Here is a 24,594-nt window from a genome sequence, read left to right on the forward strand (position 1 = left end):
GCAGGGAGGCAGCAGCGGCGAAGGAGTTTTGCCAATCGACAATCAGCGTGCAGCGGTCGGGTTCAAGGCAAAACATGAAACTGTGGTTCAAGCTTTTCTGCGCAATGGCCATCGCCGTCGGGTTGGTCGGGTGTATCGCCGCTCCCATTGCAATGACCCCGCAGACCGCCGCACGCCTGCAGACGCAGGCACCGGTGCGCTTCCTGCTGACCTTCGATGACGGCCCCAGTGCCTCGAGTTTCTGGAACCCCAGCAGCACCGTACTCGACAGCCTTGAACACAACGCGCTGCAACCGCACATCAAGGCAGTGTTCTTCGTCCAGACCGGCGCACCCAGGGCCGGCAACAGTGAGATCGGCCGGCAGATCATGCGCCGCGAGCACGCTGAAGGGCATGTTCTGGGCTTTCACACCGCCACCCATTGGCACACCAACCATCGCTCGCTCAAGCCGCAGGCGCTGGAGGATTCGCTGACCCGTGGCAGCGCCGACATCGCTGCGATCACCGGCGCACCGCCAATACTGCTGCGCCCGCCATTCTGGAACTATGACAAACGCACCTTCGCCGCCTATCAACGACATGGTCTGCACGTGTTGCTCACCGATCTGAGCGCCAATGACGGCAAAGTCTGGGGGTTCAACGCCAGCCCTCGGCGGCGGGCGAACATGCTGCGCCAGCTCTCGGAGGTCCGTGAGCGAATTGCCCTCGGGCAATTGCCGACGGTGGACGGCGTGATTCCGGTGGTGGTGACGTTCCATGACCTCAATCGCTACACCGCACGGCATACCCGCGAATACCTGCAGATCCTGCTCGACAGCGCGGCAGCCACTGGCGTGCGCCTGGCGGACCGGCCGTTCTACGACGACCGGGCGGCGCTGGAACGGGCGGCGTTGGCGCGCACCGTGCGCGAGGCCGGCGAACCGGTGCAATTGCCGGGGATCTGGAACTGGATCTGGGATCGCGACGCGCATTGAAGTGCGCGTCGCCAAGATGCGATGCGGTTGGCATTTTCCGCCCGCGTGGCCGGGAGCAGGGCGGCAGAAGCTCATCTATGCTCAACGGGTCGACCGACCATCGCCTGCGAGGCGTCCGCCATGCTTGCCATTGCCGATATTTGCCGCATCGTCGAATCCGGCTTTTCGCCGCTGTGCTGCGATTGCACCGAAACCGCGCAGGGGCTGCTGCAGATCAAGGTCTATGAGCCCGGTAGCGGGCGCGTCGACCTGCTGCTCAACGGGGTATCTGCGGAACACCTGGTCACCATTCGTGACATTTCCAACTTCATTGGCGAGTTGCGTACCGAGCTGAGTGCCGGGCGCCGCGCGTTCGCCGGCTAGGCCGTCAGAGCCGGCGCCGGAAGGCGCGGACGATGTTCAGTGTGGCTTCGCTGACATTGAGCGTGTGGATCGCGTCGAGTGGATGCCACATGCAGTCGTCGATTTCGTTTTGCGGGCGCGCCTGCTCAGGGTTGCGCACATGCGCTTCGTAGACGTGGTGGCGGGTGCCGCCGCTCTGCAATTCCATCAGACACAGCATGTCTTCGGCGTTCAGTCCGGTTTCTTCCTGCAATTCACGCACGGCCGCGCCGGCACGGGTTTCGCCGGGCTCGACCTTGCCGCCCGGCAATGTCCAGCGACAGTGGGGCTTACGCACGAGCAGGACATGTCGGTCCTGCTCGCAAATGACGGTTGCACGTACTTTCATGGGGCACTCGATTGCGGTCTGTCATGAATCTGTCACGAAATTGCAATATTCGAGCCGTGGCCCGGTTTAGAGGTTCCCTTGGGCGTGTGAGTGTTGGACGGCGGAAAAAGTGCCGGTCGGTTGACGTTATTGCCGGGGCGACGTCTGGTCGGCACAGGGTTTTGCTTCGGGTGTAAGGTAAAAACGTCAAGTCGGACCGGATGGTCAACAGGAGGTGTCTATGAGCATGCCGATGCTGAACAGGATGCACATGAATGGCTACGACGTACTCAGCGTCAACAATGGCCCGTGGCGGGTCTGCACCCAGGGCGATCGACTGGCCTCGTTCGCCAGTCGCGAGGAGGCCCTGGCGTATGCCGCCGCACTGCCGGGCAACCGAGCGCGTGCACGCAGTCACAAGGCAAGTTGAGCGCCGGTAATGAAAAAAGCCCCGCCATTGCGGGGCTTTCTGTTGGGTGAGCGCTTCAGTGGACTTTCGTCCGGCTGATGGCGCGGGCCTTCACTTCCTTGGCATACAGTTGCAGGCGTTCCTCATCGCTTTGCAGTACCTCGCAGGACCTGAGCACCGTTTGTGCGTCCGCCTCGTTACCGGATTTGCGCAACTGCTCGGCGATGCGCTTGAGGTCGACCGCCGACCAGCGCAGATCGGATGCCACGCTTTGCAGGTCGCGCTGAAGTTCGTGTTCGTATTCGTTGAGCCGCATGATCACCTCCGGAACATTCTCGGTAGAAGAGATTAGTCGCATTTTTCCGATCCGGGGCAAGGTGCATCCGTCGCCGCGCTGAACGTCGCCGATTGACCTGCCATTGGTCGGAGCGGGTGCGCGCTTGGGCATAATCGCTGTCGTATGGAAACGACCAACCGACGAGGCTGCGCCCATGAGCAATACGGATGATTTCAGGTTCCATGCCCACGCGTTGGTGATCGACCTGGATGCCGCGACCAGCGAGATGATGAAGCTGATCAGCGCCCATGAACTGAGCGGGCCGGAGTGGGACCGGGTGACCCAGTGGCAGCACGAAGCCTACGAACGCTGGATGACATTTCTCAACGAACGGGATGACCCGGGCGCCGGTTCCGCGGGTTGACGGCAGTGCGCCACGATGGATGTCCGACCAGTTACAGGGTACATTCGCGTTTTTTCAGATGAAGGATTCACCATGCGGATGTTGATCGGGGGACTGCTGCTGACAACGCTGGCCGGTTGTTCATTGCCAGCGTCGATGGTTCCGGGCGAACCGAACTTCAGCAAGATCAGCGGCAAGGCTCCCAAGGAATACGCGGCCTGCGTATTGCCACTGTGGCAGCAGGACATTCCCAAGACGTCGCAGACTTCGATTTCCAACGGTTATCGCATCACCGCGCCGAGCATTGTCACCGCCGACGAGATTCTCGATGTGGTGAAGTACAAGGATGGCAGCCGAGTATCGCTGTACCAGGGGCCGCCATGGGCCAAGTCCGCATCGCTGCGCAAGTCGGTGCGAGAGTGTCTGTGAGGGCGAGGTAAAAGATCAACAGCCCTTGCCACGGTGCTGATGATGGCTTCGAAGTGCGCGGAGCTGACTCTGCAGGACGCGTAATGCGCGGTGACAGTTGAGCGCCAGTGGTTTTCCAGCGTGCGCTAGGCTTCTTGATGCCGGTCCCTTGGGGCCGGCATCGCTGTTTGTGCAGGCCTGGTTTATGTATCGAGGAGCCATTGATCATGGATGATCTGGTGAAGGAAGTGATTCCGTTGTTGCAGTACCTGATCCCGGGATTTGTCTCGACCTGGATCTTTTACACCCTGACCGCGTTCAAGCGGCCGGACACGTTCGGGCAGATTGTGCAGGCGTTGATCTTCACGTTTGTCATTCATGGGGCGGTGTTGGGTGTGGGGGCGATTTGTCTGTGGGTGGGGGCGAAGGGGTTTTCTGTAGGGCTTTGGGATGCCAAGGCGCAAGCGTTCTGGGCTTTTGTCTTTTCCGTTTCGCTTGGCTTTCTTTCTTGCTCTCTGGCTTCGAATGACAAATTGCATTCATGGTTACGGTTTCGAAATGTAACTAGAAAAACTTCATTTCCGAGTCAGTGGTACAGCACGTTTGCCCGCCACGATCGGCTCATTACGCTGCATTTGAACGATGAAAGGCGTCTGTTTGGCTGGCCTTGCGAGTGGCCGGCCGAACCTGCCAGTGGGCAGTTCGTCATGCAGAATCCGAAATGGTTGGGCGAGGATGGCGTCGTGCAGCCTTTTGACGCCGATTTGTTGGTGATAGATTCCTCGAAAGTTCAGTGGGTTGAATTCACTACCGTCAGAGAGGCCTAGCCATGACCGCCGAAGCACCGCGTCCGATGCCGCCCGAGGTAGCCCGCTATCTGGGTTCGAACGATAAAAACTCGCCGCAAACTGCCAGAGGGCCAAGTGCGCCGCCGCCACCCAAACGCTAGTCACCGGCGCCTGGTATTCACAGCGTCTGCACCAACCAATCGCGAAACGCCTTCAACGACGGCAGCGTTTCATTGCGGGGCGGATAGACCAGGTAATAGCTGCGGCGGCTGCTGATCGGCTCGCCGAGTTGCAGCAGTTCGCCGTTGTGCAGTTCGTCTTCCACCAGAATCCTTGGCACCAGGCCGACACCGATGTTGGCGCGCACCGCCTGGATCAGGTGCGAGGTCATCTCGAAGCTCGGCCCGATGCGCATGCTGCGATGGGGCAGGGCGTGATGGCTGAACCATTCGGCCCAGGCCTGGGCATTGCTGCTGACATTGAGCAGCAGTTGCCCGGCGATGTGCTGGCCGGCGGCGCGGCGCTCGGCTTCGGACAATTGGGCGCTGGCGATCACCACCAACTCCTCGGTGTGCAGCGGATGCGCGGTCAGCCCTGGCCAGTCGCCGGCGCCCACGCAGATCGCCGCGTCGATTTCGCTGGTGTCGAAATCGATGGCTTCAATCCGCGAATGCAGGTGCACGGTCATGCCCGGATGCGCGGTGTAGAAATCCTTGAGCCGCGGCAGCAGCCATTTCGAGCCGAAGGTCGGTAAAGTCGCCAGGCGCAGACTGTGCACGCCGGAGCCAAACGCCATCGCCTGCAGGGTCGCGCTGCGGATCTGCCCCAGCGCTTCGGACAGCTCGCGCTGATACATGCGCCCGACATCGGTCAGGATCACCCGCCGGCCTTCGCGGCTGAACAGGCGCATGCCGAGCATCTTTTCCAGAATCTGCACCTGCCGACTGACCGCGCTCTGGGTCAGCGACAGTTCGTGGGCGGCGCGGGTGTAGCTTTCATGGCGCGCGGCGGCCTCGAAGGCCAGCAATAACGACATGGAAGGGGTGAGCGTTCGCGGATTCATTCGTAAAGGTCATCAATAGCGGGTCGAATTTACGGTTGTCCCACCGGCCGTCAGCAATGAACATGGGCGGTATGAGATGGCGGAGCCTGACGCAATCATTCGTTGCGTACAACTGTTCACCGCCACACGGCCCGATTTTGACCCGAGATACCCCGACCGATGATTGCCCAGCTGTCGCCCGCAAGCGCTTTGACCGACGATTACCAACAGTTCCTCAACACCCTCAAGGCCAGCGGCTTTCGCGGTGAAATCAGCGCTGATTACGCCAGTCGCGTGGTGCTGGCGACGGACAACTCGATCTATCAGCGCTTGCCGCGGGCGGCAGTGTTTCCCAAGGACGCCGACGACGTCGCGCTGCTGGCCCGGCTGATTGCCGAACCGGCCTACCGTCAGGTGATCATTACCCCTCGCGGCGGTGGTACGGGTACCAATGGCCAGTCGCTGACCGACGGCATCGTCGTCGACCTGTCGCGACACATGAACCGCATCCTCGAAATCAACGTCGAGCAACGCCGGGTGCGGGTGCAGGCCGGGGTGGTCAAGGATCAGCTCAATGCCGCGCTGAAATCCGCCGGACTGTTCTTCGCCCCCGAACTGTCGACCTCCAACCGCGCCACCGTCGGCGGCATGATCAACACCGATGCCAGCGGCCAGGGCAGTTGCACCTACGGCAAGACCCGCGACCACGTGCTCGAACTGCACATGATCCTGCGCGGTGGCGAACGCCTGCACGGGCGGCCGCTGGACGACAGCGAGCTGGCGCAAGCCTGCGCCCGTGAGGACCGGGTCGGCGAGGTATACCGCTGCGCACGGCAGATCATCGATGAGCAGGGCGAACTGATCCAGCAAACTTTTCCTGACCTCAACCGCTGCCTGACCGGTTACGACCTGGCGCACCTGCGCGAGGCCGACCAGCGCTTCAACCTCAACAGCGTGCTGTGCGGCGCCGAAGGCTCGCTGGGCTTTGTCGTCGAGGCGACGTTGAACGTTTTGCCGATTCCCAAGCACACCATGCTGGTGAACATCCGTTACGCCGGGTTCATGGATGCCTTGCGCGATGCCCGCGCGTTGATGGCGCTCAAGCCGCTGTCGATCGAGACCGTCGATTCGAAAGTGCTGCTGTTGGCGATGCAGGACATCGTCTGGCACGGTGTCGCCGAGTATTTCCCGCAGAGCGCCGAGCGGCCGACGCTGGGGATCAACCTGGTGGAGTTCTGCGGCGACGATGCCGACGACCTGCAACGCCGGGTCGAAGCGTTCCTTGAACACCTCAACAGCGACCGCACGGTGGAGCGCCTGGGGCATACGCTGGCGATCGGCCAGGCGGCGGTGAACAAGGTCTATGGCATGCGCAAGCGCGCGGTCGGCCTGCTCGGCAACGTTGCCGGGGAAGCGCGGCCGCAGCCGTTTGTCGAAGACACCGCGGTGCCACCGCAACACCTGGCCGAGTACATTGCCGAACTGCGTGACCTGCTCGACAGCCACGGTTTGCAGTACGGCATGTTCGGTCACGTCGATGCCGGTGTGCTGCATGTACGGCCGATTCTCGATATGAAAGATCCGCAGCAAGCGGCGCTGGTGCGCCCGGTTTCCGATGGCGTCGCGGCGCTCACCCAGCGTTACGGCGGCCTGTTGTGGGGCGAGCACGGCAAGGGCTTGCGCTCGGAATATGCCCCGGCGTTCTTTGGCGAACTGTATCCGGCGTTGCAGGCCCTGAAGGCGGCGTTCGACCCGTACAACCAGTTCAACCCCGGCAAGATCGCCACGCCTGCGACTGTCAGCGCGGCGCTGTCGAAAATCGACGAAGTGACCCTGCGTGGCGAGCTCGACCGGCAGATCGACGAGAAGGTCTGGCAGAGCTACGGCGCGGCCATGCACTGCAATGGCAATGGCGCCTGCTACAACTTTGACCCCGACGACGCCATGTGCCCGTCATGGAAAGCCACCCGCGAGCGTGCCCAGTCGCCGAAGGGCCGAGCCTCGCTGATCCGTGAATGGTTGCGTCTGCAGGGCGCGGCGGGCGTCGATGTACTGGCGGACAGCAACCGTCGGCCAGCGTTTTTCACGACATTGCTGCAGCGCTGGCGCAACAGCCGTGCCCAGGCCGAGGACTTTTCCCACGAAGTCTATGACGCCATGGCCGGGTGCCTGGCGTGCAAGTCCTGCGCGGGGCAATGCCCAGTGAAGGTCAACGTGCCGGAATTCCGCTCGCGCTTCCTTGAGCTGTACCACACCCGCTATCTGCGCCCGGCGCGCGACTATCTGATCGCCTCGCTGGAGTACAGCATCCCGTACATGGCGTGGATTGCGCTGCTCTACAACGGTTTGATGGGCGCTGCGTTCAGCCGCAAATGGCTCGAACGGCTGGGCGGCATGGTCGATGTGCCGCTGCTCAGTCGTTTTGATTTCCACGCGGCGCTGCGCCGCTGGCAGGTGCAACCGGCGACCGTGGCGACGCTCTCGGCTCTGACCCAGGCTCAGCGCGAACGCAGCGTGGTCCTGGTCCAGGATGCGTTTACGCGCTACTTCGAGGCACCGCTGCTGGCGGATCTGCTCGAGCTGATTTCGCGCCTCGGTTATCAGGTCTACCTGGCGCCGTTCAGCGCCAACGGCAAACCGCTGCACGTGCAGGGGTTCCTCGCGGCGTTCAATCGTGCGGCGCTGCGCAATGCCCGGCAACTGCGCGAGCTGGCCGCCATCGGCGTGCCGCTGGTGGGTCTGGACCCGGCCATGACCCTGGTCTATCGCCAGGAATACCTCAAGGTGCCGGGCATGCAGGATTGCCCCGAGGTCGCGCTGCTGCAAGAGTGGTTGCTCAAGGTGCTGCCGCAGAAAAGCGCTCAGGGCGGCGCCAACGCCTTCCGCCTGCTGGCGCACTGCACCGAGAAAACCAATGCACCGGCGGCCACGCGCCAGTGGGAGCAACTGTTCGAACGCGTCGGTCTGAAACTGGCCACCCAGGCCACCGGTTGCTGTGGCATGTCCGGAACTTACGGCCACGAAGCGCGCAATCGGCAGCACTCGGCAGTGATCTTCGAGCAGTCGTGGGCTCGCCAGATCGAGGCACCGGCGGAGCACGGCGAGGCCCTGGCCACCGGTTATTCGTGCCGCAGTCAGGTCAAGCGCGAGGCGGATCAGCAGCTGCGCCATCCGTTGCAGGTGCTGCTGCAAAGGCTACGGCAGGCTTGAGCAAAGCTGTCGCGGCCTGAATGAACAACGCCCGGAAGCAGGCTGCTTCCGGGCGTTTTTTTGCATCGGCTCAGCGACGATCCAGCCACACGGTCTGGGCGTTGCAGAACTCGCGTACGCCGAAGTGCGAGAGCTCGCGGCCGAAACCGCTTTTCTTCACGCCGCCGAAGGTCACGCGCGGATCGCTCGCCGAGTAGCCGTTGATGAACACGCCGCCGGTTTCCAGTTCGCCGGTCAGTTGCTGCGCCAGGGCGACATTGGCGGTGTAGATCGTCGCGGTCAGGCCGAACTCGCTATCGTTGGCCAGGGCCACGGCATGCGCGCAATCGCGGGCGGTGATGATCGACGCGACCGGGCCGAACAGCTCCTGTTGGAACGAGGTCATGCGATCGGTGACGTCGGCCAGCACCGTTGGCTGGTAGTAATTGCCCGACCCTTCGGCCTTGCCGCCGCCGAGCAGCAGGGTCGCGCCTTCTTCGAGGGTGGCACGCACTTGTTGATCGAGCTCGTCACGCAGGTCGAAACGCGCCATCGGGCCGATGTAGGTATCGGCGGACAGTGGATCGCCGACCTTCAACTTGCGCGTTGCCTCGACGAATCGGCGGGTGAACTCCTCGACCACGCCGGCCTCGACGATCAGGCGTTTGGCGGCCGCGCAGACCTGGCCGGAGTTCTGGTAACGGCCGATCACGGCGGCTTGTACGGCTTCGTCGAGGTCGGCGTCATTGAGCACGATGAACGGGTCGGAACCGCCCAGCTCCAGCACGCATTTTTTCAATGCGGCGCCGGCCTGGGCCCCGATGGCCTGGCCTGCACGCACGCTGCCGGTCAGGGTCACCGCGGCGATGCGCGGGTCGGCGATGGCGCTGGAGACGCCGTCCGGCGTGACGTTGATGACTTCGAACACGCCGTCGGCGAAACCGGCACGGCTGAAGGCGTCACGCAGCAGGTAGGCGCTGCCCATTACGTTGGGCGCATGCTTGAGCACATAGGTATTGCCGGCAAGCAGCGTCGGCACCGCGCCGCGCAGCACCTGCCAGATCGGGAAGTTCCACGGCATCACCGCCAGGATCGGGCCCAGCGGACGGTATTCGATGCGCGCCTTGCCACCTTCGACCTGCGTTGGTTCGGCGTCGAGCATGGCCGGGCCGTGTTCGGCGTACCACTCGCAGAGCTTGGCGCATTTTTCGATTTCGCCACGGGCCTGGGCAATCGGCTTGCCCATTTCCCGGGTGATCATGGTGGCCATTTCCTCAGCACCTTCGCGCAGGGCGCCGGCGAGGGCGGTCAGCGCACGGGAGCGGTCCTGCAGCGGCTTGCGCTTCCACTTGTTGAAGGCGAACGCAGCGCGCGTCAGCGCGGCATCCAGCGCCGCGGCCGATTCGAACGGGTAATGGCCGATCTGCTCGCCGGTGGCCGGGTTGATCGAAATGGCGTGAGTCTGGCTGGTGATCGGGTTCATGGCATCGTCCTGCGAATGAAGTGATGGGCCTAGAGTAGGCTGGCGTTTGTTTTCTGGAAACTGAATAATAAAGATCGTTTCTTTCACGATTGGAGAATGACTATGGATCTGGTGCAGCTGGAAATCTTCAAGGCCGTGGCCGAGCACGGCAGCATCAGTGCCGCAGCGGCGCAGATCCATCGCGTGCCGTCGAACCTGACCACGCGGATCAAACAACTGGAACAGGATCTCGGCGTCGATCTGTTCATCCGTGAGAAAAGTCGCCTGCGTCTGTCGCCGGCCGGCTGGAGTTTTCTCGACTACGCGCGGCGCATCCTCGATCTGGTCGAGGAAGCCCGGGCGACGGTGGCGGGCGAAGAGCCTCAGGGCGCGTTTCCATTGGGGTCGCTGGAGAGCACGGCGGCAGTGCGCATTCCTGAATTGCTGGCGGCCTACAACCAGCAGCACCCGAAAGTCGACCTCGATCTGTCGACCGGGCCTTCCGGGACGATGATCGATGGCGTGCTGTCGGGGCGTCTGGCGGCGGCTTTCGTCGACGGCCCGGTGTTGCATCCGGCGCTGGAGGGCGTACCGGCGTTCGAGGAGGAGATGGTCATCATCGCGCCGCTGAACCACGCGCCGGTGCAGCGTGCCGCCGACGTCAACGGCGAGAACATTTACGCGTTTCGCTCCAACTGCTCCTATCGGCATCACTTCGAAAAATGGTTCAGTACCGATGCCGCCGTGCCCGGGAAGATTTTTGAAATGGAGTCCTATCACGGCATGCTCGCCTGTGTCAGCGCGGGCGCGGGCCTGGCCTTGATGCCGCGCAAAATGCTGCAGAGCATGCCGGGCAGTGCCACGGTCAGCGTCTGGCCGCTGGCGAAGGATTTCCGCTACCTGACCACCTGGCTGGTATGGCGCCGGGGCACGGTTTCGCGCAGTCTGAGCATGTTTGTGCGCTTGCTCGAGGAGCGCGGCGTGGTGCCTGCAGAAGAGTAATTGACACTTTGTGTCATGGCTGTATCTTTAGCGGCGTTACGCAATATAAAAAACTATACAGCGCACTGCCTGTGCGATCAGCCACAAGGAATCAGCGATGACCCCAGCCCTGAGCGGCAAAGAGGCGGTAGGCGAACGTTTTGTCCTCGAGACGATGCGCCATGCCCAGCAGTTGACCTGGCAAGCCGTCGACGCCATTGCCCAGGCGATCAAGCCTGGCATGCTCGAATCCGAAGCGCAGGCGCGCGGCAAGGAGATCCTCGCCGGACTGGGCATGGACCGCATCTGGCATCCGTTGTTGATCCGCTTCGGCGCCAACACCCTGAAGACCTTCAAGCAGCGCTCCGACGGTGACCCGGTGTTGGGCGAGACGGATATTTTCTTCATCGACATGGGCGTGGTCTGGCAAGGTCATGAGGGCGATGCCGGTGCCACGTACACCACCGGTGCCGATCCGCAGATGATTGCCTGTGCCGCCGCGGCCAAAGCGTTGTTCATGCGGGTCGAGGCGTTGTGGCGCGAGGGCGTTTCCTGCGCCGAGCTGTATCGCTATGCCGCCGAGCAAGCGCAGGCCATGGGCTGGAAATTGAATCTGGATATCAAGGGCCACCGGGTCAGCGATTTTCCCCATGCGATTTACAAGGGCGGTGATCTGGGCAACTTCGAACAGCCACCGAGTGCCGGGGTGTGGATCCTGGAAATCCAGATCGCCCATCCCGAGTTGCCGTACGGCGCTTTCTACGAAGACCTGCTGATCTGAGCCCCGCACATTCAAGGACCGCACATGAGCCCCGTCACAGAAGAGACCGTGTTGCTGTGATCCTGTGGCTGATCGATTGCCCGGCCTTGAGGAAAAATGCCCGGTTCGGTGATGCACCGAACCGGGCATTTTTCATTGGCCATCGATACTGCGCGGCACGTTCAGTGGATTGCCGTCACGCAGCACCGGCGGCAACAACGCGTCCGGAAAGCCCTGATAGGCCACCGGCCGCAGGAAGCGCTCGATTGCGCTCATGCCGACCGAGGTAAAGCGGCTGTCCGTAGTGGCGGGGAAGGGGCCGCCGTGGACGGTGGCGAAGGTCACTTCCTGGGGATGGGCGAAGGCGTTGACCACGATACGCCCGGTGCGCCGTTCGAGAATCGGCAACAGGCGCCGCGCCAGTGCCAGGTCGGCGTCTTCGAGGTGCATCGCGGCGCTGAGTTGGCCGCGCAACGCGCGGGCGACCGCGAGCAGTTCTTCTTCGTCACTGACCGTCACCAGCAGCGCGGATGGGCCGAACACTTCATGGGCCAGCGCCGGCTCGGCGAGCAAGCGCTGCCCGTCGACTTCCAGCAGGGCCGCGTGCCCCTCGAAAGCCGCATCGGCGGGCGTGCCCACGGCCACGGGATCGGCGCCGGCGCTTTGCAGGGCGGCCAGGCCTTTGACGTAGGCGCCATGAATGCCCGGCGTGAGCATGGTGCGCGCTGGCGCGGCGGTCACCCGGTGGATCATTGCGCTGCGCAGTTCAGCAAAGCCCGGGCCTTTGATCGCGATCAGGATCGACGGACACAGGCAGGCCTGGCCAACGTTGACCAGCATGCGTTCGATGAAGCCGTCGCCGATCGGCGCACCGCGGGCGGCCAGTGCCTGAGGCAGGATGAAGGTCGGGTTGACGCTGGTCATTTCGCTGAATACCGGGATCGGCTCGGGGCGCAGCTGCGCACGGCGATACAGGGCCATGCCGCCCGCTTCGGAACCGGTAAAGGTCACTGCCTTGATCAGCGGGTGGTCGACCAGCGCCTCGCCAATGGCATTGCCGCTGCCGCGCAGCATGGCAAACACGCCTTCATGCAGGCCATGTTGCTGCAGCGCTTTGCGGATCGCCCGGGCCTGGATTTCCGAAGCGCCGGGGTGCGCGTTGTGGGCCTTGAGCACCACCGTCGCACCGGCCGCCAGGGCTGAGGCGGTGTCGCCGCCCGCCACCGAGTAAGCGATGGGAAAATTGCTCGCACCAAAAATCGCCACGGGGCCGATGGCGATTTTCTGCAGGCGATGATCCATCCGTGGCCGCGGTTGGCGCTCGGGCTGGGCCGGATCGATGGCCAGTTGCAGGAAGCGCCCCCTGCGCACCACGTCGGCGAACTGGCGGAACTGCGTCGCGGCTTTGCCCGCTTCGCCCTCGAGCTGGGCCTGGGGCAGGCCGGTTTCCAGGGCGGCGCGTGCAGCGAGTTCCGCGCGCACGGCGTCGAGGTTGTCGGCGATGGTTTCCAGAAACGCCGCGCGCTCGGTCAGCGACGTGTGGCTGTAGCTGTCGAACGCTGCATCCGCGAGCGTCGCGGCCTGCTCGACCTGCGCTGCGCCACCGAAGGCGAAACTCGGTTCGAGCCACTCATTGGTCGCCGGATTCAGCGCCTGCATCGAGCCCTCGGTGGCGAGGACATCCGTGGCGCCGATCAGCAGATTGCCGGTCAGATTCATTTCGCTGCACCCTGCGGCTGGAGGTTGGCGATCAGTTCTGCGGTGGTGGTAATGGCGTGGGCGAACGTCGGACCGTTCAGCTCGTGGGCGGCGTGCATCATCTCTGGTTTGAGCGCGGCGGTGGCGTCACGCACCAGGGTCACGTGGTAGCCGAGTTCCGCGGCGTAACGCGCGGTCGCCTCGATGCAGGTGTTGGCCAGCAGACCGACGATGATCACGTGGGTGATGCCTTGCTGCTTCAGGCGCAGATCCAGGTCGGTGTTGGCGAAACCACTCGAACCCCAGTGTTCCTGCACGACGATGTCGCCGTCCCGCGGCGCGAAGTCCGGGTGCCATTCGCCGCCCCATTCACCGCGGGCGAAGGTGTGCGAGTGCATGATCTTGCATTGGGTCGGGGTCGGGTGAGCCCAGTTTTCGTAGTCGCCTTGGGTCCAGCGGTGATGGGGTACGATGACCACCGGAATCTTCAGGTCGCGGACCGCACGGTCGAGTGTGCGCAGGTTGTCGAGCAGGCCGTTCTGCTCGGCCATCGGTTTGATCAGCGGGAAGATCTTGCCGCCGTCGGAAAGAAAATCGTTGTACGGATCGACCAGCAGGTAGGCGGTACGGTCCAGCGGATAAAGAGGGTTCGACATGGCTGTTTGCTCCGGCAATGGGCTTGATCGGTGCACAGGGCTTGTCCCGGCATCGTGTTGATATGATAATCATAGTAACTAGGAAAGAGGCAAGCCCTGATGGCAGTAAACGATAGTCGTGCCGAGACGCTGTGCCCGATCGCCCGGGCCGAGTCGATCGTCGGCGATCGCTGGACGGTGCTGGTGTTGCGCGAGTTGTTCATGGGCAACCACCGCTACGACGAGATCCAGGCGCAGACCGGCGGCACACCGCAGATGGTCGCCACTCGTCTGAAAAGCCTGGAGGCCGACGGGTTGCTCGAGCGGCGTTTGTACAACGAGCGGCCCAAACGCTACGAGTACCACCTCACGCCGAAAGGCGAGGCGTTCTATCCGGTGGTGATTGCGTTGCGGGCGTGGGGGGAAACCTGGTGCAAGACCGCGGAGGAGGGGCTGGCGGTGAACATGACCCACACCACCTGCAACCACAACGCCGGCCTCGGCCCGCTGTGTGCGCATTGCGGTGAGGTGTTGCGCCGCGAAGACCTGATCAGCCAGCCGCAGCCAGCCTATGCCGCTGAACGCCAGGCGCGGCGCGAGGCGTTCAAGGCGAAATAACCCGGCTTACGGCGTGCCGTTGCGCCCGTACAGCCGATACCCGGGACGCTGGCTCAGGCGCTCGTAATAGGCGCTGACCGCCGGCAGCTCGGGGTGGGTCAGCGGCGTCTCGAACCAGCGATTGACCGACAGGCCGATGGCAATGTCAGCCAGGGAAAACTGCTCGCCGCTGACGTAGGCGCCGGTGTTCTGCAATTGCCGGTCGAGGATCTGCATGTTCTTCGCCCAGTCCTGGCATCCGTTCGCCAGGGCGCTGCTGTCCTGGTGATCCGGCGACTTTCTCACCAGCGATAAAAACGCATACGACCACGAGCGGTTCAACTCGGACGCCTGCCAGTCGAGCCACTGGTCGACCCGCGCGCGGGCACGCGCCTCGGCCGGGTAAAGCCGCGCGCCAGCGTAGCGCGTCGCCAGATAGCGGATGATCGAATTGGACTCCCACAACGTGAAGTCGTCGTCCTCAATCACCGGCACCATGGCGCAGGGATTCAATGCCAGAAACTCCGGCGTCTGCGTCGTCCTGAAGCCTGAGCCCCAATCTTCGCGCTCGAAGGCAATGTCCAGTTCGGCGCAGGTCCACAACACCTTACGCACGTTGATCGATGAGGCTTTGCCGAGTATCCGCAGCATGTGGATGTCCTTGTCGTGCTGACCGATGGCGGGGGGCACAGAGAAATACCACGCCGACGCCGCTCGATCCAGCCAACGGCCCAAGGCCCTCGCGGAGGAGGGCCTTGGGTGGTCATGGCGGCGGTTTACAGGCTGCTGGCCAGTTTGCCGCTGGTCATCCGACGGCGGTACGCGCTGTCGCGATTGGCCAGCCAGAAGTACAGCGGCGACGTCACCAGCAGGCCGACCAGCCACGACAGATCCGCGCCGTTGATGTGCGCCGACACCGGACCGACGTACAGCGGCGTGTTCATGAACGGGATCTGCACGGCGATACCGATCGCATACGCCAGCAACGCCTGCGGGTTGTAGCGTCCGTAGATACCGCCGTCGACCTGGAAGATCGACTGAATGTCGTACTGGCCTTTGTGGATGGCATAGAAGTCGATCAGGTTGATCGCGGTCCACGGCACCAGCACCACCAGCAGCACCAGCACCATGTCGACGAAATGGCCGATGAAGTCCGCCGACGCGCCGACTGCGGCAAAGCAGCAACTGCCCAGCACCAGCAGCGAAATCACCGCACGGCTCTTGGCGGTCGGGATCCAGCGGTAGGCGAAGGTCTGCACCAGGGTAATCAGCGACAGCACCGCACCGTACAGGTTGAGCGCGTTGTGGCTGATCACGCTGAGCAGGAACAGCACCAGCATCAGCGGGCCGATGGCGCCGGTGGCGAGTTTCACGGCGTCCATGGTGTCCATGCCCACCGGCGTCGCCAGCACCGCGACGGCACCGAAGATGAACGACAGGCTCGAGCCCAGCGCCGATCCCAGGTACGTGGTCCAGAACGTCGACGCGACCTTTACATCCGCCGGCAGATAGCGCGAGTAGTCGGACACGTACGGGGCGAACGCAATCTGCCACAGCGCCGCCAGCGACACGGTGGCGAGCCAGCCGGAAATGTTGAAGCTGCCACGGGTGAGGAAGTCGTCGGTCTGCACGTGGGTCAGGATATAGCCGAAGCCGAGCACGATGCCGATGCCCAGCACCCAGGTGCCGATGCGGTTGAGCACATGGATGAAGCGGTAGCCGATGATGCCGATGATCCCCGAACCCAGCGCACCGATGACGATGCCGACCGGCACCGGCACGCTGTCGACCACGCCGTGCAGCGACTTGCCGGCCAGGACAATGTTGGAGGCGAAGAAGCCGATGTACATCACCCCGGCAATCAGCACCACCAGTAGCGCGCCGAGCGAGCCGAACTGCGCGCGGCTCTGGATCATCTGCGGAATGCCCATCTGCGGGCCCTGGGCCGAGTGCAGCGCCATCAGCACCCCGCCAAGCAGGTGGCCGACGAGGATGGCGACGATGCCCCACACCAGATTCAAGTGAAACAGCTGCACGCCGAGGGCGCCGGTGACGATCGGCAGCGGCGCAATGTTGCCGCCGAACCAGAGGGTGAACAGATCCCTGACCTTGCCGTGGCGATCTTCGGGCGGCACGTAGCCGATGGTGTGTTTCTCAATGAGCGGGGCGGACGTTGTTGCACAACTGGACATGACGAACTCCAAGGCAAGGGCGAGTACGTGGACGTACTTCAGTGAGCGCCGACACGGACGGCGCGTTTCTTGTTGGCTCGATCATGTGCAATGCCACCGCAGAGATAAATTAGTAGTTTTGTTGCTTCAGACGTTAAAAAAACGAAGCTCTGCGTTCGGTGGAAAGCGCTCTGCCGCGCGGCTTTGCGGCGGATAAACGCAAGCGCGGCCGACCTCCAGGAGGGCGACCGTGCGCTGTGATGTGCAGGCGCGCCAGCACCCGCTATGCGGCTGAAAACGCGTCGCTCAGCGGCGGATCGTGCTCAGCATTCGTTGCAGCATGGCGTCGCATGCCTCGAGCTGTTCGCGGCTGACGAACTCGTCGGGTTTGTGGCCCTGGTCCATGCTGCCCGGCCCGCAGACCACTGTGGGAATCCCCACCGCATCGAACAGGCCGCCCTCGGTGCCGAACGCCACGGTGGTGAAATCCTGCGAACCGCAGAACGTCGCGATCAGTTCGGCGGCCTGGCTCTGGGCATCGGTGGCCAGCCCCGGATACGCCGACAGTTCGCTGAAGCGAATGTCACTGTCGGCGCTGACGGCACGCATGCGTGGCAGCAATTGCTGTTGCGCGAAGGCCTGCAATTGCTGCGCGACCCACGCCGGATCCTGCGCGGGCAGGGCACGGATCTCGAAGTCGAAGCGACAATCGGCCGGGACAATGTTCAACGCCTTGCCGCCGCTGATGACGCCGGTCTGTACCGTGCTGTAGGGCGGGTCGAAACGCGGGTCCTGCGTGTCGCGCTTGAGTTGCTGGCCGAGGCGCGCCAACTCGCCGATCAGTTCGGCGGCGTACTCGATGGCGTTGACCCCTTGCGGCGCGTAGGCCGAATGGCAGGGATGGCCGTGGACGTCGCAACGCATCGCCAGTTTGCCCTTGTGGCCGAGCACCGGTTTGAGTTGCGTCGGCTCGCCGATGATGCACAGCAGCGGTTTGACCGGCCGCTGTTCAAGCACGGCGAGCAGCGAACGCACGCCAAGGCAGCCGATTTCTTCGTCGTAGGACAGGGCGATGTGCACCGGCAAGCGCAGCGGGGCGGCGACCAGCGCAGGCACCAGCGCCAGGACGCAGGCGATGTAGCCCTTCATGTCCGCGGTGCCGCGACCGTAGAGTTTGCCGTCGCGCTCGCTGAGTTCGAACGGCGCCAGCGTCCACGGTTGACCGTCCACCGGCACCACATCGGTGTGCCCCGACAGCACGATGCCCGGCTGATCGGCCGGGCCGATCGTCGCGAACAGATTGGCCTTGCTGCGCTCGGCGTTGTAGATCAGCTCGCACGGCACAGCGAACCCGGCGAGGTAGTCGCGGACGAACTCGATCAGTTGCAGATTGGATTCGCGGCTGGTGGTATCGAAACCCACCAGCGTGCGCAGCAACTCGACGCTGCGGCTCATCGGTCGTCCCCGGCAACCCCGTAGCCCGGCGCCTTGGCCGGGTCGAGCGCGCGATCGATGTAGTCCTGAAGTTGCGGACGGTAGGCCTCCCACAACGTTTGCAACTGGCCGATCGGGTCTGCCTCGGCCCAGTCGACCCGCAGGTTGACGATCGGCCAGGTCAGATCACCGACCACCATCACCGCCGCCGAATGCACCGGCCCGGCTTCGCCGCCGTGGGCCTGACCGGCCTGCAGTGCGCGAATCAGGCGATCGGCCAATTGCCCCTCACCGTCCTCGAATGCGCCGACCATGGCGGCGATGACGGCACGCCCGGCGAGCATGTTGCCCGCCGCCACGCATTGTTCGCCCGCCACGGCGTCGTGCACGCCGAGGGTTTGCCCGCCGCTGAAATGCGCGGTCTGGCCGAGGTGGTCGATGGCGATGATCTGCCGGTACTGGCTGTAGCCGTTGCGGGTCAGTACCTGGTCCAGCGCGGCAGCCGGGGCCAAGCCCTGTTCGAGCAGGGCGAGGACTTCGGGGCCGAGGGACGGCAGGGTGATGTTCTGGCTCGACACCGCGCCGACCCCGGGCAGCAGCCATGGGCAACGGGCGCCGACGGCGATGCTCGAGGAGCTGATGGCGATGCCGAACTGGCCGGTTTCCGGGCAACGGCCGGCGATGGAAAATGTCATGTCTCTACTCCTGTTCGACTAAAGGAAGCGGGTCTGTCCCGGCCATCGCGAGCAGGCCGGCGAGGGTCGGGACGCGGACTGCCGTCTTATTCCGGGATCACCGCCACCACATCAATCTCCATCAGCCACTGCGGCTGACCGAGTGCCGACACCACCAGCCCGGTGGAAATCGGGAACACGCCCTTGAGCCATTTGCCGACCTCCTGGTACACCGGCTCGCGGTAGCGCGGGTCGATCAGGTACGTGGTGGTCTTGACGATGTGGCTCATGTCACTGCCGGCTTCTTCCAGCAGCTGTTTGACGTTGCGCATCGCCTGTTCGGCCTGGGCACGCGGGTCGCCGAGGCCGATCAGATTGCCGTCGAAGTCGGTGCCGACCTGACCGCGCACGTACACCGTGTTGCCGGCGCGCACGGCCTGGCACAGGTCGTTGTCGAGGGTCTGGTTCGGGTAGGTGTCCTTGGTGTTGAACATGCGAATGCGGGTGTGAGTGGGCTGGCTCATGAACGGCTCCTGAGAAAAATCGGCCCCGGCGCGTCGGGCGCCGGGCGGAACGGGGAAATCAGGCGTCGACGGTGTCGGCGCTTTTGCTGTGGGCGGCGTCGCGTTGTTCGGCATCGCGATAGGCCAGGTATTTGCGCTGGGTGGCGATGTGGTCGGCGACATGCTTGGCGTCGTGCCACACGCCCCAGATGAACGACGAACCGCGCCGCGACTGCCAGGGCAGACCGAGGAAATACACCCCTGGCTCGCTGGACACGCCGCGCTGATGCTGCGGCTTGCCGTTGGCGTCGAACGCCGCGACGTCGAGCCAGGAATAGTCCACGGCAAACCCGGTGGCCCAGATGATCGAGGTGATACCGGCCGCGGCGAGGTTCAGCTCGGTCAGCGGATTTTTCACGCATTCCGGATCCGGATAGCTTTCTCGCGCCTCGGGTTCCGGCGGCAGGTCGAGGCCGTTGCGTTCGATGTAGGCATCGGCGGCATCGAGCAACGCCAGGTAGTTCTCGTCGCCACGCTGAAGGTTGTCGCGCAGGTCTTGCTTGAAGGTCACCACGCCGTTGTTGAACGATTCGGTGACGCCGACCAGGGTCATGCCGCGATGGGCCAGGCCCCGGAAGTCGATGGTGCGCCCGCCGTGGGCACCGCTGACGGCGATGGTCACGTGTTCGCGCCCGGGTTTCATCGCCGCCTGGTCCCACTCGCCCAGCACCCCCAGCCACCAGCAGAAATCCCGGTTGCGGTAGGTGCGAGGCGGGCGGTCATGGGCGCCGACCGAGAGGTACACCGACTTGCCCGCACGCTGCAATTCATCGGCAATCTGCACCCCCGACGAGCCGGCGCCGACCACCAGCACCGCACCGTCCGGCAATTGCTGCGGATTGCGGTAATCGGCCGAGTGAAGCTGCAACAGACGTTCGTCCTGCGGTGCAATCGGCGGGATCACCGGACGCTGGAACGGCCCGGTCGCCGCCACGACACGCGCCGCTTCAATGACGCCAGCGGACGTCGTGACGGTGAAGCCTGGACGGCCGACATTGCGCTGGACTTTTTTCACTTCGACGCCGGTGCGGATCGGCGCATTGAATTTCTTCGCGTAGGCCTCGAAGTAATCGGCGACGCGCTCCTTGGGGGCGAAGCCGTCGGGATCGACATCGTCGAATTCCAGGCCGGGAAAGCGGTCGTGCCACGCCGGACCGTTGGCCACCAGCGAATCCCAACGCCCGGTGCGCCAGCGTTCAGCGATGCGGCTGCGCTCCAGCACCAGGTGCGGCACGCCAAGTTTGCTCAGGTGTTCGCTCATGGCCACACCCGCTTGACCGGCGCCGACAACAAGCGTGTCTGTTTTTATTATTTCAGTGGTCATCTCTAATCCCTTCTCACGAGGCAGTTGGATTCAGGCCGCTTTCGGCCTGTCGCTGTGCTTGGGATCAGACTAGGGAGGGGGTGGTTATCGGTAAAATATTATTAAGCTGGGATGTGAAGATAAAAACGTGATGCAGTGCGCTGCAAGCCCCGTAAATGCTGGGCTTCGGCGCCCGGGCTGGGCGCTTGCGCAGGTACGCTGCGGGGAAAAAAAGGGCCGCCGACAGCGCTGTCGACGGCCCTTTGCATCAGGCGTTCAGGATCCGGTGCGCTCAGCGATCGAGAAACGCCAGCAGGTCTTCATTCAGCGCCTGCGCGTGGGTCACCGCAAAGCCATGCGGTGCACCGGCATAGACTTTCAGCTCGGCGCCTTTGATTTGTTCGGCGGCGAGTTTGCCGGTGGTTTCGAACGGGACGATCTGGTCGCCGTCGCCATGGATCACCAGGGTCGGCACGTCGATTTTGGCCATGTCCGGACGGAAGTCGGTTTCCGAGAACGCGGTGACGCAATCGACGGTGCCTTTGAGTGATGCCAGCAGGGCGATATTCAGGGTTTGCGTCAGCACGCCGTCCGAGACCTTCTGGCCCTGGTTGGTGCCGTAGAACGGTGCGTTGAAGTCGGCGATGAACTGCGCGCGATCCTTCAGCAGACCCGCTTTGATGCCGTCGAACACCGACTTGTCGACGCCGGCGGCGAAGTCCGCTTTTTTGCCGAACAGCGGCGTCACCGCGCCCAGCAACACCAGACCGGCGACGCGTGCGCTGCCGTGACGGGCGATGTAGCGGCTGACATCGCCGCCGCCCATGGAGAAACCGACCAGGGTCACGTCACGCAGATCCAGGTGCTCGATCAACTGCGCGATGTCGTCGGCGAAGGTGTCGTAGTCATAACCGTTCCATGGCTGCTCGGAGCGGCCGAAGCCACGGCGGTCAAAGGCAATCGTGCGATAGCCGCGGCTGCTCAGGTACTCCATCTGGTATTCCCACATGTCCGCGTCCAGCGGCCAGCCGTGGCTGAACAGTACGGGCTTGCCGCTGCCCCAGTCCTTGTAATAGATCTCGGTGCCGTCTTGTGTGGTGAAGGTGCTCATGCAAACTCCTTGCGTAGGGACGTGGGTGGTGCCGTGTTGGCAGCGTTCACTATCGGCGCAAAGGCGCCCGGGCACTTGTACGCAGGTGCTAAGTTGGCCGGCCATCGGCGCAGTGTTTTTCCGGCAGAGGTTGTAAGATGCAACCGCAAAAGCCTCGCCGTTTGCTGGAGATTCCTGAAATGAAGCGCAAAAGCCTGCAGGGCAACGCTTGCCCGGTAGCCCGCACACTGGACCTGATCGGCGACTGGTGGTCGTTGCTGATCATCCGCGATGCCCTCGACGGCATCCGCCGGTTCAGCGATTTCCAGAAGAGCCTGGACATCGCCAAGAACATGCTCAGCACTCGCCTCAAAGGCCTGGTCGAGCGGGACATCTTGCAACTGGTGCCGGCCTCGGATGGCAGCGCCTATAAAGAGTACGTGCTGACGGACAAGGGCCGGGCCCTGCAAACGGTGATCGTCGCGCTCTCGCAATGGGGCGGGGAGTTCATGTACACCGCCGGTGAACCGGGCTCGGTGATGGTCGACGCGCAGCAGCGGCAACCCCTGCAGAAACTCGAGCTGCGTGCGGCGGACGGGCGGTTGCTGGCGCCGGAGGATGTGGCGACGCGGTTGGGTGTGGCGCACTGAGGCGCGGCGATGTGCGGCGCATACCGCTCGTCGGCGGCATCGAATCGGCCCATTCAGAAATTGACGTCAAAATAGTGGCCATCTAATATCGCGCCGCGATCTGCTCTCGCTTTTCCTCTTGCCGCATTCAACCAGGGAAGTTCCATACGTGAATAAACGTGCACTCCTAACGCTGTCGCTGATGTTCACGCTGGCAGGCTGCCATTCCAACGTCCGCGATTCTTCGCCGAGTCTGCTCAAGGATGGCATTCAGTTGCAGCAGAACACGGTGACCGCAGATGCCCAACACGCCAAGGTCATCATGAAGGCTACGGGCGGCACCTATCCGGTCGAGTTTTCCATTCGACGCGCCGACGACAGCGATCGCCGGATGGAAGTGCTGGGCACTGTGGTCGACTCCGGTCGCGGCAAGGTGTTTGGCTGGATCGCCAAGGTCAACGAAGTGGCTAACAGCGCCACGGTCAAGCGCTTCCCGCAACTCGAGGCCCAGGCCGACGCGGGCAAGCCGTTCGAGGTGTCGGGGTACTCGAACAGCCGGGTCACCGCTGGGATTTTCAGCTGCGGACCATTGAAGAACACGTTCACCCCGCAACAGGGCAAGGTCTACCAGGTCGAGTTCCAGTTCATTGATGAGCGCTGCGAGCAGCACGTCTACGACGTGACCCAGCCGCAGCAGCGTATCCCGGTCAATGGCTGAGCGTCTTCTGTCAGGCCTCGATGCGTAGCCTGCAACGCCCCCCACTGAATTCAATTGCACAAGGAAACACCGAGTGAAACGGACATTCTCTCTGGCGCTGATCGTGCTGGCGGCCACCCTGGGTGGCTGCGCCACCAGCAAACCGGCCAACGATCCTGCCCTGGTCGGCACCTGGAAAGGCTTGCGGGAAGAGGGCGGTAAATGCCAGTTCCTGTCCTGGAGAAACAACCTCAAGCCCGACGGCACCTTCACCATTACGTTCTTCCGCGACGCCCAGCAGACCCGCCCGATCCAGAGCGAACACGGTACCTGGACGGCGGCCAATGGCAAAAACGAAATGAAAACCGCTGGCGTGCCGACGCCGGATGTCTACACCTACAAACTGATAGACGCCGACACGGTGCACTACGTGAACGTAGCGTCGGACCCATCGGGCGATTGCCAGGAAGAGTACGCGTTCACGGAGCGGCGTATTCGCGGCTGATGCCGTCTTCGCTATGTTGATCCGTGATTAAAAAAAACGCCCCAGTCAACTGGGGCGTTTTTTGTTTTAGCAGCGAAGCGTGGCGCAATCAGCGAAACGCCGGCACCACGTGCTTGATGAACAGCTCCAGCGACTTCTTTTTCTCCGCATGCGGCAAGCTGTTGTCGCACCAGAAGCTGAACTCGTCGACCCCCAGTTCCTGGTAGTACTTGATACGCGGAATGATTTCTTCCGGCGTGCCGATCATCGCCGTCTTGTGCAGGCTTTCCAGTTCGAATTCCGGCCGTCCGGCGAATTTCTCTTCCGGGCTCGGGTCGAGGAAGCCGTTGACCGGTACCTGTTTGTTGCCGAACCAGGCATCGAAGGTGCGATAAAAGCGCGAGATGGCCGTGGCGCCGACTTTCCAACCATCGGGATCGTCCTTGGCGTGCACGTGGGTGTGCCGCAGCACCATCAGTTGCGGGCGCGGCACGTCGGGGTTGTTGTCCAGCGCGCTCTGGAATTTGTTTTTCAGGTCGACGACTTCCTCGTCGCCCTTCATCAATGGCGTGACCATGACGTTGCAGCCGTTGGCCACGGCGAAGTTGTGCGAGTCCGGGTCGCGGGCGGCGATCCACATCGGCGGGTTGGGTTTCTGGATCGGTTTCGGCACGCTGGTCGAGGTCGGGAATTTCCAGATCTCGCCGTCATGGGCGTAGTCGCCCTGCCACAGGGCGCGGACTACCGGCACCATTTCGCGCAGGGCCTGGCCGCCACTGGACGCGGGCATGCCGCCTGCCATGCGGTCGAACTCGACCTGATAGGCGCCGCGCGCCAGGCCCACCTCCATGCGGCCATTACTGATGACGTCGAGCAGCGCGCATTCCCCGGCGACCCGCAGCGGGTGCCAGAACGGCGCAATGATGGTGCCGGCACCGAGGTGGATGGTGGTGGTTTTCGCCGCCAGGTACGCCAGCAGCGGCATCGGGCTCGGCGAGATGGTGTATTCCATGGCGTGGTGTTCGCCGATCCACACGGTGCTGAAACCGCCGGCCTCGGCCATCAACGTCAGTTCGGTCAGGTCTTCGAACAGTTGACGGTGGCTGACGCTTTCGTCCCAGCGTTCCATGTGTACGAACAGGGAAAATTTCATGACGCTACCTCGAATCTCTTGTTGTTGGCCGGTCGCTTGCGGGCCTGTGGGAGTGACGATCGTG

General features: G+C 63.3%; 27 protein-coding genes. 13 read left to right on the top strand and 14 right to left on the bottom strand.

The genetic code is table 11. The features are described from left to right. The first annotated feature begins 74 nt into the window (after window positions 1-74). Window positions 75-974, top strand: a complete 900-nt coding sequence (locus tag QRN70_RS23525; RefSeq protein WP_285420278.1) for a polysaccharide deacetylase family protein — start codon at window positions 75-77, stop codon at window positions 972-974. 120 nt (window positions 975-1,094) lie between these two features. Next, window positions 1,095-1,337, top strand: a complete 243-nt coding sequence (locus tag QRN70_RS23530) for a DUF1652 domain-containing protein (protein ID WP_285420279.1) — start codon at window positions 1,095-1,097, stop codon at window positions 1,335-1,337. A 4-nt stretch (window positions 1,338-1,341) separates the two neighbouring features. Here the strand turns inward: QRN70_RS23530 and QRN70_RS23535 are convergent, their stop codons facing one another. Next, the gene (locus QRN70_RS23535; RefSeq protein ID WP_285420280.1) at window positions 1,342-1,704 is read right to left on the bottom strand and encodes an NUDIX hydrolase; all 363 of its coding nucleotides are present in this window, start codon (window positions 1,702-1,704) and stop codon (window positions 1,342-1,344) included. Window positions 1,705-1,924: 220 nt separating this feature from the next. Between QRN70_RS23535 and QRN70_RS23540 the strand changes: the two genes are divergently transcribed. After that, entirely contained in the window at window positions 1,925-2,113 is a 189-nt protein-coding gene (locus tag QRN70_RS23540; RefSeq protein WP_285420281.1) for a DUF2188 domain-containing protein, read from the top strand. A 55-nt stretch (window positions 2,114-2,168) separates the two neighbouring features. On the opposite strand, the gene QRN70_RS23545 is transcribed toward QRN70_RS23540, so the two are convergent. Then, a complete protein-coding gene (locus tag QRN70_RS23545; protein WP_008085812.1) occupies window positions 2,169-2,408 on the bottom strand; it encodes a hypothetical protein in 240 nt (79 codons plus the stop codon). Between the two features lie 175 nt (window positions 2,409-2,583). Here QRN70_RS23545 and QRN70_RS23550 point away from each other — a divergent pair, with 175 nt between their 5' ends. From QRN70_RS23550 to QRN70_RS23560, 3 genes are all read left to right on the top strand, one after another. Beyond that, a complete protein-coding gene (locus tag QRN70_RS23550; protein ID WP_285420282.1) occupies window positions 2,584-2,793 on the top strand; it encodes a hypothetical protein in 210 nt (69 codons plus the stop codon). A 72-nt stretch (window positions 2,794-2,865) separates the two neighbouring features. Then, the gene (locus QRN70_RS23555) at window positions 2,866-3,201 is read left to right on the top strand and encodes a hypothetical protein (protein ID WP_285420283.1); all 336 of its coding nucleotides are present in this window, start codon (window positions 2,866-2,868) and stop codon (window positions 3,199-3,201) included. A 206-nt stretch (window positions 3,202-3,407) separates the two neighbouring features. Then, the gene (locus tag QRN70_RS23560; RefSeq protein ID WP_285420284.1) at window positions 3,408-4,007 is read left to right on the top strand and encodes a DUF6338 family protein; all 600 of its coding nucleotides are present in this window, start codon (window positions 3,408-3,410) and stop codon (window positions 4,005-4,007) included. 139 nt (window positions 4,008-4,146) lie between these two features. On the opposite strand, the gene QRN70_RS23565 is transcribed toward QRN70_RS23560, so the two are convergent. Continuing rightward, window positions 4,147-5,031, bottom strand: coding sequence for a LysR substrate-binding domain-containing protein (locus QRN70_RS23565; protein WP_285420285.1), 885 nt, complete (start codon window positions 5,029-5,031; stop codon window positions 4,147-4,149). A 159-nt stretch (window positions 5,032-5,190) separates the two neighbouring features. On the opposite strand from QRN70_RS23565, the gene ydiJ reads away from it, so the two are divergent. Next, the gene (gene ydiJ / locus QRN70_RS23570) at window positions 5,191-8,220 is read left to right on the top strand and encodes a D-2-hydroxyglutarate dehydrogenase YdiJ (protein WP_285420286.1); all 3,030 of its coding nucleotides are present in this window, start codon (window positions 5,191-5,193) and stop codon (window positions 8,218-8,220) included. 70 nt (window positions 8,221-8,290) lie between these two features. On the opposite strand, the gene QRN70_RS23575 is transcribed toward ydiJ, so the two are convergent. Then, window positions 8,291-9,682, bottom strand: a complete 1,392-nt coding sequence (locus QRN70_RS23575) for an aldehyde dehydrogenase family protein (RefSeq protein ID WP_285420287.1) — start codon at window positions 9,680-9,682, stop codon at window positions 8,291-8,293. Between the two features lie 102 nt (window positions 9,683-9,784). Here QRN70_RS23575 and ptrR point away from each other — a divergent pair, with 102 nt between their 5' ends. Both ptrR and QRN70_RS23585 read left to right on the top strand, forming a co-directional pair. Then, window positions 9,785-10,663 (top strand): putrescine utilization regulator PtrR, encoded by an 879-nt coding sequence (ptrR, locus tag QRN70_RS23580; RefSeq protein WP_285420369.1) that lies wholly within the window; start codon window positions 9,785-9,787, stop codon window positions 10,661-10,663. A 97-nt stretch (window positions 10,664-10,760) separates the two neighbouring features. Beyond that, on the top strand, window positions 10,761-11,423 hold the full coding sequence (locus tag QRN70_RS23585; protein WP_285420288.1) for a M24 family metallopeptidase: 663 nt from the start codon (window positions 10,761-10,763) through the stop codon (window positions 11,421-11,423). Window positions 11,424-11,555: 132 nt separating this feature from the next. On the opposite strand, the gene QRN70_RS23590 is transcribed toward QRN70_RS23585, so the two are convergent. Both QRN70_RS23590 and QRN70_RS23595 read right to left on the bottom strand, forming a co-directional pair. Continuing rightward, a complete protein-coding gene (locus tag QRN70_RS23590) occupies window positions 11,556-13,121 on the bottom strand; it encodes an aldehyde dehydrogenase (NADP(+)) (RefSeq protein ID WP_285420289.1) in 1,566 nt (521 codons plus the stop codon). Next, a complete protein-coding gene (locus QRN70_RS23595) occupies window positions 13,118-13,756 on the bottom strand; it encodes a cysteine hydrolase family protein (RefSeq protein ID WP_285420290.1) in 639 nt (212 codons plus the stop codon). The genes QRN70_RS23590 and QRN70_RS23595 overlap by 4 nt, the downstream gene beginning before the upstream one ends. Before the next feature lie 99 nt (window positions 13,757-13,855). Between QRN70_RS23595 and QRN70_RS23600 the strand changes: the two genes are divergently transcribed. After that, window positions 13,856-14,353, top strand: coding sequence for a winged helix-turn-helix transcriptional regulator (locus QRN70_RS23600; RefSeq protein ID WP_285420291.1), 498 nt, complete (start codon window positions 13,856-13,858; stop codon window positions 14,351-14,353). Between the two features lie 6 nt (window positions 14,354-14,359). Here the strand turns inward: QRN70_RS23600 and QRN70_RS23605 are convergent, their stop codons facing one another. From QRN70_RS23605 to QRN70_RS23635, 7 genes are all read right to left on the bottom strand, one after another. Beyond that, on the bottom strand, window positions 14,360-14,983 hold the full coding sequence (locus QRN70_RS23605) for a glutathione S-transferase family protein (RefSeq protein ID WP_285420292.1): 624 nt from the start codon (window positions 14,981-14,983) through the stop codon (window positions 14,360-14,362). A 125-nt stretch (window positions 14,984-15,108) separates the two neighbouring features. Further along, entirely contained in the window at window positions 15,109-16,524 is a 1,416-nt protein-coding gene (locus QRN70_RS23610; protein ID WP_285420293.1) for a purine-cytosine permease family protein, read from the bottom strand. 285 nt (window positions 16,525-16,809) lie between these two features. Continuing rightward, window positions 16,810-17,958 (bottom strand): acetylornithine deacetylase, encoded by a 1,149-nt coding sequence (gene argE, locus QRN70_RS23615; protein WP_285420294.1) that lies wholly within the window; start codon window positions 17,956-17,958, stop codon window positions 16,810-16,812. Further along, window positions 17,955-18,632 (bottom strand): DUF1028 domain-containing protein, encoded by a 678-nt coding sequence (locus QRN70_RS23620; RefSeq protein ID WP_285420295.1) that lies wholly within the window; start codon window positions 18,630-18,632, stop codon window positions 17,955-17,957. The genes argE and QRN70_RS23620 overlap by 4 nt, the downstream gene beginning before the upstream one ends. Before the next feature lie 86 nt (window positions 18,633-18,718). After that, on the bottom strand, window positions 18,719-19,135 hold the full coding sequence (locus tag QRN70_RS23625) for a RidA family protein (protein WP_166217390.1): 417 nt from the start codon (window positions 19,133-19,135) through the stop codon (window positions 18,719-18,721). Between the two features lie 58 nt (window positions 19,136-19,193). Further along, complete coding sequence (locus QRN70_RS23630) at window positions 19,194-20,498, bottom strand: flavin-containing monooxygenase (protein ID WP_285420296.1); 1,305 nt, start codon at window positions 20,496-20,498, stop codon at window positions 19,194-19,196. Between the two features lie 271 nt (window positions 20,499-20,769). Further along, window positions 20,770-21,588, bottom strand: a complete 819-nt coding sequence (locus tag QRN70_RS23635; RefSeq protein ID WP_285420297.1) for an alpha/beta fold hydrolase — start codon at window positions 21,586-21,588, stop codon at window positions 20,770-20,772. Between the two features lie 179 nt (window positions 21,589-21,767). Here QRN70_RS23635 and QRN70_RS23640 point away from each other — a divergent pair, with 179 nt between their 5' ends. The 3 genes from QRN70_RS23640 to QRN70_RS23650 all read left to right on the top strand — a co-directional run bounded on the left by QRN70_RS23640 (window position 21,768) and on the right by QRN70_RS23650 (window position 23,398). Continuing rightward, a complete protein-coding gene (locus QRN70_RS23640) occupies window positions 21,768-22,217 on the top strand; it encodes a winged helix-turn-helix transcriptional regulator (protein ID WP_285420298.1) in 450 nt (149 codons plus the stop codon). Between the two features lie 148 nt (window positions 22,218-22,365). Then, window positions 22,366-22,914 (top strand): hypothetical protein, encoded by a 549-nt coding sequence (locus QRN70_RS23645; protein ID WP_285420299.1) that lies wholly within the window; start codon window positions 22,366-22,368, stop codon window positions 22,912-22,914. Between the two features lie 73 nt (window positions 22,915-22,987). Then, window positions 22,988-23,398, top strand: a complete 411-nt coding sequence (locus QRN70_RS23650; protein WP_285420300.1) for a hypothetical protein — start codon at window positions 22,988-22,990, stop codon at window positions 23,396-23,398. 88 nt (window positions 23,399-23,486) lie between these two features. Here QRN70_RS23650 and QRN70_RS23655 read toward each other — a convergent pair whose 3' ends face one another. Then, entirely contained in the window at window positions 23,487-24,530 is a 1,044-nt protein-coding gene (locus tag QRN70_RS23655) for an LLM class flavin-dependent oxidoreductase (RefSeq protein WP_285420301.1), read from the bottom strand. Window positions 24,531-24,594: the final 64 nt, after the last annotated feature.

This window comes from Pseudomonas sp. efr-133-TYG-5 (assembly GCF_030209175.1).
Classification (GTDB): Bacteria; Pseudomonadota; Gammaproteobacteria; order Pseudomonadales; family Pseudomonadaceae; genus Aquipseudomonas.